Genomic DNA, 9,438 nt, shown 5'->3' on the forward strand with positions numbered 1-9,438 from the left:
CCGTACGAAAAATCAATATATCACTACAACGGCGATGTTTACGCGGGCTCCGAAGGCTACGCGTGGCGCGGCAAATGGGTGCCGCTTACAAAGCAGACGGTCTTTACGGCGGCGGACGGGACGCGCAGCGAGATAAATTTTGTGTGGCGCGACGGCGCCTGGCAGCGCGATGAAAAGGCCTTATACAAAATCGAGCCTAAGTATAGGCGCTTTAGCGAGCTAAGATCGCGCTGGGACGCCGCAAAAAACGAGTGGAGAGAGTACTACAAAAACGTGCACGAGGAGACCGAGGAGAGCAGGCCTCTACGCGAGCAAACCGCGCTTTGGCGCGAGGAGTCGCAGCGCTGGGAGGTCGTGTTTGAAAACGAGTTTAGCTACGACACGCGTGGCAACGTGATAAAAAATCGCACGGCCTCCGATGGCAAGCAGTACGAGTATATCTACGGCTACGACGAGGCGGGCAACAACATCTCCATCATCCTGCGCGAGCCTGATGAGAGCGGCAAATGGCACGAGACGCAAAGGACGCAAAACGTCTTTGAGCCTGAAATTTTAGCGCACGACGTCCTGGATCGCGGCTTCATCGGCGACTACATAGTCACGGGTAAAAACGCGATCAAAAGCAGCAAGCAGTATTTTCTAAAAGACGGCGAGTTTAAGCTAAACGAAACTCGCGAGTGGGTTTACGGAAAATGCGAGCCGCAATAAAATTTGGAAAATCCCATGAACGAGCCTTATATCGTTAAAATTTCGAGCAGCAACGCGATGATGTTCGGCTGCGAAGCGGACGAGCGGGTGCACGAATTTACCGCCAAATTTGACGGCCGGGAGTACGAAAGCGAGTTTGAGCGGACCAGCTATCTGCTCGGCACGGACGTTTTTATCGAGGTTGCGAGCGAGGAGAGCTTAAATGAAGGCGCCTTACGCGCTCAAATTCCAACCGAAAAGGCTTTGGACGCTGACGGCGGCGAGACGTTTTTAAGCCTGCGCGAATGGGACGGCAAGGAGCACTGGCGGGTTCGCGCGAGCGGTGAAATTTTACGCGCGATAAGCGAGGATGAGGACGGCGGCGCGGCGTATCTGCTCCTTAGTCCAAGACATATCGCCGCAGAGGAGCTGCGAGGCGCCTTTGCGGACAAGCCGCCGCAGGAATTTGCGAGCATTATCGAGGCTCTCGAAGCCAAATACGACTGCAAAGACCGAATACTCTGCTACGTCGTTTGCTATTTTACGCCGAAAGGCAAAGAGGGGATGCGGGCGGACTTCGGCGTCTGAATTTAAAGCGCGGCGGATTAAATTTAAAATTTGCCTGCGCAGCGCGCTTGCGCCGAATAGCGAGAGTTTGATCTTGCGCGTAAGACCTGCGCCGTATGAGTGCAAACAAAATTTAAGCGATAAAATTTAAACCGTCGCGACGAGCGAAATGGGAGTCAGAATGATAAAATCCATAAAATTTGGGGGCGAAATCATCGAGGAGCTGGAGGTTTGGTACTATGCCCCAAAGCACGAATATAGCGCGGCGGAGTTTGCACAGCAGTGCGGCAAGCTCGTGCGCGCGGACTTTGGGCTCGCCTCCCTTTACGAGATAAAATTTGAAAAATTTACGCCGAGCGAGCCCGATGATTTTATGAAAGAGCGGATAACGGCTGCTTTGAGCGCGGCGGATCTATCAGGCGAACCTCAAAATTTTGCAATGGGCGGCGAAAACGACTGGGACTGGCAGGAGTGCTCGTTTGAGGCGAGCGGACAGCGATTTTTACGCATCTGGGCGACGTCGGCTTGATAAATTTAGTCCCGCTAGCGGGCTTTGAGGCGAAGTACGAGTTTTTAAAATTTAAAGTTTCAAGCGGCGCATACCATCGCGCCGAAACGCATTTCATCGAGCCTTAAATTTTAAAATTTCGGTCGCGAGCTTTCGGATTTTAAAATTTAAACGGCGCTGGGCTTTGAGGTGCAGCGCGAATTTTGCGGCGCGGTAAAATAGCAGCGCAAACGATAAAAAACGGCGCTCGCTAAGTAGAATTTTATAAAAGGTGAATGCGGCGCGCCGTATTTAGGACGCAAAAAGCTTAAACGGGCTTAGGAAGTAAATTTCGATCTAAATTTAGGCGAGGCGCCAAAAATTTAAAAATTTAAACGCAAGGAGTGAAAAATGGATGTTTTGCAGAGTTTCGGGCGAGAGTATGTGCGGCAGCTCAGAGACGGGTCGCTGGCGTGGTTGGATGCGGTCATGAACGGGCGGATGAAAGGAGCGCGATGCGAGCGGCTGTATGCATCGATAGCGGACTTTTCGCCGCAGCAGAGGGAAGCACCAAGGACGCTTTGCGCGCATCTTACCGATCACGTCCTGCATGAGACGCTAAGCTTTTTCGAGCAAAGCGAGCGCTGGCGGCTTGCGGACGAGGCGGGCGAAAATCTAGCCGAGCTCTCGGACGGGCTTTGCGGCGAGGACGGCTGGATCGAAAAATTTAGCGGCTATCCCGCAAGCCTGAAATAATGCGCTACGAATTTACGTGCCTGAGCGCCCCGCTTTGAGCAAAATTTATTTGAAGGGAAAATATGAAAAACTTATTTTTAGCCGCGCTTGCGGCATTAGCGCTTAGCGGCTGCGCGGGCTTAAAATGCGGCGCAAAGGACGGACGAGACGTCGCCGAGATCGACGTGCCCGAAGATGGCTGGACGAGATACCTAGACACCGACGGCGAGACCAAGGAGGTCGCATTTTTCACGGCGTTTTTCTCCAAGCAGTTCCGCCCGCACCCAAAAGATGGCGAAAAGATCGGCTTCGTGCTTACCAAAAAGAGCGGCGAACGCATACCGATAAGGCTCGGCAATATGTATAAGGCGGCAGACGGCGCATTCGCGCTCGCAGATCTCGACGCGCAGAGCGACGTATGGGGCGGAGCCCGGGAGCTACGCAGAGCAAAACGAGTGAAATTTTATAAATTTCAAGAAGGCAGCGTCAAAGTGACGGACTATGAGGCGCAAGACGGGCTTTGCGAAGCGTTTTACGCAGGCGAAAAGATAAGCGTCAAAAGCGTGCTAAGCCACCACGCGAGCAAGTCTGGCGGAGCTAGCGGCGAAATTTCCACCGCGCAGACGCAGGGCGAAATTTCGCGCGACGCTGTCAAGGCTTTAAACTCGCGGGAAAAACCCTCGCCGCAAGGCTATAGTAAAAATTTAGCAAACAAAAAGGGCACCGCGCAAAAAACCGATAGCGAGGCGTTAAAACCAGAGACGGAGGCGCTAAAAAATATCATCTGTATTGTAGACAAAAACGAAGTCGATTGAAATTTCAAACTAATGAGTAAAAATTTCGCTAAAATTTTGAATAAAAATATCTTTTCAAGGAGCAAAAAATGAGAAAAAGCGTATTTTTCTTTTTGGTGCCGCTGTTTTTGTTCGGCGGCGAGGCGCAAAAGCAGCTAAACGTCTTTCAGCTAACGCCGTCAAAGATGCCGCCGCAGCAATTTAAAGTCGAAGCGATCTTTTCGAAAGAGATCAAAGCCGACTGCAACGACGCATATCTGATCGGCGGCAAAATAGAGCAAAAAGAGGGCGCGGATGGGCTTTATTACGAGTTTAGCGGCGGCGATGAGCTTGCTCAGACGCTGATGCTGTGCAAAACCGAGAAGCAAAAAAAACGGGTCTATTACGAGCTCACGCATCCATTCGCCTACGGCGGCGGTGAAATTAGAATTTTAGCGCCCAAAGACGTCAAGGTCGAGCTTAGAATTTACGAGCTCGTAGAGAGCAAAGAGCCTAAAATCCGCAAGATGAAATAATTTCGCAAGAAGCAGGGCGGACCGAGCTTATGCGTGGCGGAATTTCCGCCGCGCAATAGATTTTTCATCGCGCAATAGGTTTGTGCGCAGGCGAGATAAATTCTACGGCGCAAGACAAATTTTCTACGGCGAAGAATGGAATTTCGGCATCGATGGGTCGTTTGGTTAAAATTTCAGTATAATTTCGCAAAAACAAGGAGAGAGCATGTCAGAGAGAATTTTTGAAAGCCTAAAAGAGCTTTTGACGCAGCAGGGCGCGCGCTTCCGCGTCGTAGCTCACGAAAGCGCGGGCACCTCCGCCGAGGTCGCCAAAGCCCGAGGCACGCAGCTAGGGCAAGGCGCAAAGGCGCTGGTTTGCACGATCAAAGGCTTTAAAGACGGGCAAATTTCTTTCGCGCAAAATTTAAATTTAGCAAGCGCCGGTGACGCACAAAATCTCGACGCCTCCGCCCTTGCGAGCACTCAAGGCTGCGAAAACGGCGCCTACGCGGGAAATTTAGCTTTAACCGCCGATCAAATCTGCGCAAACGTGCCACAGCAGCTGAAGCTTCCTAGCGACAAACCCGCGGGCAGAAACGGCAGAATCTATGTCCTAGCGGTCTTCGCAGCCGATCATAAAACCGATTTAAAGCGCTTGGCAGAGGGGCTCGGCGGCACGAAAGCATCGCTCGTAAGCCCCGATGAAGTGGGCGATCTCACGGACTGCGTCATCGGCTCGGTGCCGCCTTTTAGCTTCCACGACAAGCTGCTGCTAATCGCCGATCCGTCGCTGTTCGGACGCTTTGAAGAGATCGCTTTCAACGCGGGCCTGCTTGATCACTCGATCATTCTAAACGCGCGGGATTACGCGCGCATCGCCGCTCCGCGCATCGTTAGCTTTACCGAAAAGGCTACGGAAGACGAATAGCAGCGCATCGTCCGTTTCACACAAGAGGAAGATTCGGATTAAATTAACCCAAAAGCAATGGTAGAAAAAGACAGTGCGAGAGTGGTTGTAAAAAGGGCGCTTTGATTTTTGATCTTTTTTCTTCATATTAAGGCTTTAAAATTTGCAGTATGATCAGGAGCAAAGAGATTGCGATCGAAACAAGGGGGAATGCTATGAAGAAGGTGTGGATATTTTTGCTGTGTCTACTTGCGCTATGCGGCATGGAAAATGCCGCGGCTAAGGGAGACGATGCGCCGCGGCCAGAGATTTATCAGAGTATGAAAGATATTTACGACAATCTGCCGATCGCGCAACTACCGATGCGCTATCCGGGAGGAATTTCGCCCTTAGCGGCTATCGATAAAAATTTACTTGATAAAAATAAGCTGTTTTCGTTCGCAAAGGAGAACTTTTTAATCGACAATCTAAGCACGTATTGGGAGAGGATCAAAGACATAAGGGCTTGTCGTTTGCCAGAAAAGAGCGTCAAAACAATTCTGCTGAGGCTTTATCTGAGTGATTTTCAAGATAGCAGGCACGGGCACGAATATGTTTTTATGTGCCTTTTAAACGACGCATTTCGTATAAGTGATTGTCGCGAAATTTACGTCGATTACGTGCACTGCGGTAAAAGCAAGCCGCCGATGCGCGCCAAGCAGGAGTTCGTCATCGACGCCGATTTACGCTGCATAGTAACAACGCTCTACTATACTTTAGATGCCGGCAAGGAGCTGCACAGAAATGTCTGCGTGCACGAAATAAAAAACGGCGCGATCGTTACTAAGGATTAAAATCCGAGGCGATTTTGCGAGATGATTTTAGCCGCAAATTTCATAAGCAGAGCGGCAAACTGAGACGTGAATTCGCTCTATCTATGAGCCCCGGCTATTTCAAATCGCGATAAAATAACGCTTAAACCGAGCCTCGAATTCATCATATTGATGAGGCGCTGTTTCGAGCCGCGCCAAAACGGCTCGTAAATCTTTGGTGCACCGCAGCGTCCCACTAAGATGCATCGCCTTACGGAGCATTTTAACGACGCGAGCGCTTTATTTGTTTTGGCTTCCTGCGACAAGCTGAATATCAAATCTGAAATTCTTGGCAAGCCCCAAAAGCAGCGAGGATAAAACATCCAAATTTTAAAATTTAAAAATTTTTAAAAAAATGTGAGTTTAAAAAGAATTAATCGCGACGATATCGCATCGCCGCGACTGAAGAAAGCATCATCGTGCCCGCGAAGGTATTTATTTCATAGCGCCTTGTTGTTTCATCTGATCCATCATCTGCTTAAATATCTCTTTAGCTTGTTTGCAAGTGGCCTCTTGCTGCTCCTTAGGAAGTGCGCTGATCTGATCCATGGACTGCTTTTTTTGATCCTCGTACATCTTGACCTGCTGCTCTTGACCCGCTTGTTTGTAGGTGTCAACCATCTTATCAAGATCTGCGAAGTACTCCTTGCAGCTATCTGAAAGATCTGCGGCGCTAAGACTTAGCGCAAAGCCAAAACTAGCCAAAACTAAAAGTGATTTTTTCATTTTTCTCTCCTTGTAAAAAATCAGCGAAAGTATATCATTTCGCTTAGTAAATTTGCCTTAAATTTTAATCAAATACGGCTATTTTTTTAAATTTATAGCGCTTTTGAAATTTTAAAATTTTACTCTCGCTGCGACGCTTACGTTTTTTAAAATTTAACTCATCTTTAAATTTTAAAATTTCAGCTCTTGGTTTAGCAACAACCGCCGGTGCTCTTTAAAATTCGGTCCTCGCCGCCTCTTGGGGCTGCAGCGTAAAATCACTTCTCTTCAAATCTAATCTGCACCGATTTTTTGTGCGCGCCGAGCCCCTCGGCGTCCGCTAGCGCCATGCACGCGCCTCCGAGCTCGTCTATGGCGCGTTTATTTAGCGCTATAATCGAGCTTCGTTTGATGAAGTTATAAACCCCAAGAGGCGAGAAAAATCGCGCGCTTCCGCCGGTCGGCAGCGTGTGGTTAGGGCCTGCGAGGTAATCGCCCATCGCCTCTGGCGTGTAGTGGCCCAAAAATATCGCGCCTGCGTGGCGTATGCGCGGAAGCAGCTCGTAGGCGTTCTCGGTCGCGATCTCGAGGTGCTCGACCGCAAGCTCGTTCATCAGCTCCACGCACTCGTTCATATCGCGTGCGATGATGACTGCGCCCTTGTTTTGGATGCTGGCGCGAGCGATTGGCTCACGCGCGAGCATAGGCAGCTCGCGCTCGATGTGCTCTGCGACGGCAAGAGCGAATTTTTCATCGTCGCTTATCAAAAAGCTGCTCGCGATCTCGTCGTGCTCGGCTTGGCTGAGCAGATCCACGGCGATGTTGCGCGGATTTGCCGCGGCGTTTGCGATGATGCCCACTTCGCTAGGGCCCGCGATCATATCGATATTTACGTCGCCGAACACGAGCTTTTTAGCGGTTGCGACGAAGATATTCCCGGGGCCCGTGATGACGTCGACCTTGCCGATCGTGCGCGTGCCGTATGCCATCGCCGCAATCGCGCTTGCGCCGCCCACCTTGTAGGCCTTTTTGATCCCCAGCACATGCATCGCCGCAAGCAGTAGCTCATTTACGACGCCGCCCACGGCGGGAGTGCAGACGCTGATATCCTCCACGCCCGCGACGATTGCGGGGATCGCGTTCATTAGAAGTGAGCTCGGATACGCCGCCTTGCCACCTGGGATATATAGCCCCGCGCGATCCACGGGCGTGATCTTTTGCCCGAGCATCGCGCCGCTTGGATCGAAGCTAAACCAGCTCCTCTCAAGCTGTTTTTCATGATAAGCGTAGATGCGCTCGTATGCGATCTGAAGCGCGTTTTTTAGCTCTGCGGTTAAGCCTTCATACGCGAGACTCATCTGCTCTTGTGTGATAGCCAGATCGCCCTGCACGCGCCATCTATCAAATTTCTCGATCTGTTCGGCTAGCGCCTCATCGCCGCGCGCTCTGATATCTTCGATGATGCCGCTTACGACGGGCATTACTGATCTCATATCCGTCTCGCCGCGGCGCACCAACCTCGCAAATTCCTCTTTGAAATTTGCGTCCGTACTTCTTAAAATTTTCATTTTCGCTCCTTGTAATGCTTGGAATTTTAACGCTTTTTGCTAAATTTCGCCTTTAAGCTTGCGACTGCGTAAATTTACAGCTCACCGATTTTCAAAAGATTAAGCGAAAATGAAATAAAATAGCCGAAATTTTAAACGGAGCAATTTATGAAAAAGATATTTTTAGCGCTGATCGCCACGGCGGCTGTATCGTCGGCGGAACAAGAGGATCCCGGTATAAGCAAGTTGCGAAGCAAATGCGATAATAACAACACCTTAGCATGCGTAAATCTCGCCATGGCATACTATTCAGGGGATGGTGTGAAGCAGGATTATGAGAAAGCAAGGGAGCTAAATTTTAAAGCCTGTAGTTTGGGCGACGGCTGGGGTTGCACCACCTTGGGGGCGTCATACGAATACGGCAAGGGCGTAGAACAAGATTATAAAAAAGCGGCCGAACTGTATTCTAGGGCCTGCGACTTAAAAAATAGCATAGCTTGCGGAAATCTGGGTGTTTTATACTACTCAGGCAAGGGAGTAAAGCAAGATTACAAAAAAGCAACCGAACTGCTTTCCAAAGCTTGCGATTTGCAAGAAGGTGACGGATGCTACAATCTCGGGCTTTTATATGCCTCGGGCGAAGGCGTAAAACAGGATTATAAAAAAGCAAGCGAGCTATATTTAAAAGCTTGCGATTTAAAACATGGCGAAAGCTGCCATAATCTTGGAATTTTATATGAAAAAGGGGAAGGCGTAAAACAAAGCTACCAAAAAGCGGATCAATTCTATTCTAAAGCTTGCGATTTAGAAGTTGCCGAAGGATGTTACAATCTTGGAGCTTCATACTATTTAGGCAATCATACAAAGCAGGACTATAAGAAAGCAAATGAATTGTTTTCTAGGACTTGTGATTTAGGATATAGCATAGGATGCTATGCTCTAGGGTTTTGGTATGCCTCAGGCGAAGGCATAGAACAAGACTTTGAAAAAGCAATAAATTTATATTCTAGAGCTTGCGATTTGGGGCATAACACAGGATGCTATAATCTAGGAGTTTTGTATAGTTCCAGCGAAGGTGTAAAGCGGGACTATAAGAAAGCGAGCGAACTATATTCCAAAGCTTGCAATTTGGGGAACGGGCTAGGATGTAGTGATCTAGGAGTTTTATATGAACAAGGGGAAGTCATAGAGCAAAACTATAACAAAGCAAATGAGCTATATTCTAAGGCTTGTGATTTGGATGTCGGTGAAGGTTGCAATAGTCTCGGGGTTCTATATGAGTCTGGTAAAGGTGTAAAACAAGACTTTGAAAAAGCAAAAGACCTGTATTCTAAAGCTTGCAATCTTGGAGATGGACTAGGATGTGTCAACTTAGGAGCTTTATATGAACAAGGAAAAGGTGTAAAACAAGATTACCAAATAGCAAATAAATTATTTTCCAAGGCTTGTGATTTAGAAATTGCCGAAGGGTGCAATAATCTTGGATATTTATATGAATCCGGCAAAGGGGTAAAAAAAGATAAGAGTATGGCGAAAAAATACTATGGTAAAGCCTGCAATCTAGGGATTAAGCGTAGTTGCTACACCTATAAAAAATTAAACGCGCAAGGTTTTTAACCTACATAAATTTTAAGTCGCTCGCGAAGTCTGCTTAAATTTACGGC

10 protein-coding genes and 1 pseudogene are annotated in these 9,438 nt (G+C 48.7%); 9 read left to right on the forward strand and 2 right to left on the reverse strand.

Annotated elements, in window-relative coordinates; translation table 11 throughout:
- The 8 genes and pseudogenes from Q0277_RS10510 to Q0277_RS10545 all read left to right on the forward strand — a co-directional run.
- Positions 1-708, forward strand: a pseudogene (locus Q0277_RS10510) (hypothetical protein); the annotation flags it as partial.
- A 15-nt stretch (positions 709-723) separates the two neighbouring features.
- A complete protein-coding gene (locus Q0277_RS10515) occupies positions 724-1,275 on the forward strand; it encodes a hypothetical protein (RefSeq protein WP_297997825.1) in 552 nt (183 codons plus the stop codon).
- Positions 1,276-1,435: 160 nt separating this feature from the next.
- Complete coding sequence (locus Q0277_RS10520) at positions 1,436-1,783, forward strand: hypothetical protein (RefSeq protein WP_297997827.1); 348 nt, start codon at positions 1,436-1,438, stop codon at positions 1,781-1,783.
- 369 nt (positions 1,784-2,152) lie between these two features.
- Complete coding sequence (locus tag Q0277_RS10525) at positions 2,153-2,497, forward strand: hypothetical protein (protein ID WP_297997829.1); 345 nt, start codon at positions 2,153-2,155, stop codon at positions 2,495-2,497.
- A gap of 62 nt (positions 2,498-2,559) precedes the next feature.
- On the forward strand, positions 2,560-3,291 hold the full coding sequence (locus Q0277_RS10530) for a hypothetical protein (protein ID WP_297997835.1): 732 nt from the start codon (positions 2,560-2,562) through the stop codon (positions 3,289-3,291).
- A 68-nt stretch (positions 3,292-3,359) separates the two neighbouring features.
- The gene (locus tag Q0277_RS10535; RefSeq protein ID WP_297997845.1) at positions 3,360-3,785 is read left to right on the forward strand and encodes an ecotin family protein; all 426 of its coding nucleotides are present in this window, start codon (positions 3,360-3,362) and stop codon (positions 3,783-3,785) included.
- A gap of 205 nt (positions 3,786-3,990) precedes the next feature.
- Positions 3,991-4,692, forward strand: a complete 702-nt coding sequence (locus Q0277_RS10540; RefSeq protein WP_297997854.1) for a YbaK/EbsC family protein — start codon at positions 3,991-3,993, stop codon at positions 4,690-4,692.
- 149 nt (positions 4,693-4,841) lie between these two features.
- Positions 4,842-5,504, forward strand: coding sequence for a hypothetical protein (locus tag Q0277_RS10545; protein WP_297997858.1), 663 nt, complete (start codon positions 4,842-4,844; stop codon positions 5,502-5,504).
- A gap of 453 nt (positions 5,505-5,957) precedes the next feature.
- Here Q0277_RS10545 and Q0277_RS10550 read toward each other — a convergent pair whose 3' ends face one another.
- Positions 5,958-6,248: a DUF5339 domain-containing protein gene (locus Q0277_RS10550; RefSeq protein WP_291936556.1), complete on the reverse strand. Its 291-nt coding sequence runs from the start codon at positions 6,246-6,248 to the stop codon at positions 5,958-5,960.
- A gap of 257 nt (positions 6,249-6,505) precedes the next feature.
- Complete coding sequence (hisD, locus tag Q0277_RS10555) at positions 6,506-7,795, reverse strand: histidinol dehydrogenase (RefSeq protein WP_297997860.1); 1,290 nt, start codon at positions 7,793-7,795, stop codon at positions 6,506-6,508.
- A gap of 147 nt (positions 7,796-7,942) precedes the next feature.
- Here hisD and Q0277_RS10560 point away from each other — a divergent pair, with 147 nt between their 5' ends.
- Positions 7,943-9,391 carry an SEL1-like repeat protein gene (locus Q0277_RS10560; RefSeq protein ID WP_297997863.1) on the forward strand — a complete coding sequence of 483 codons (1,449 nt, stop codon included), beginning with the start codon at positions 7,943-7,945 and terminating at the stop codon, positions 9,389-9,391.
- Positions 9,392-9,438: the final 47 nt, after the last annotated feature.

The organism is uncultured Campylobacter sp., from assembly GCF_938030815.1.
Taxonomy (GTDB): Bacteria; Campylobacterota; Campylobacteria; order Campylobacterales; family Campylobacteraceae; genus Campylobacter_B.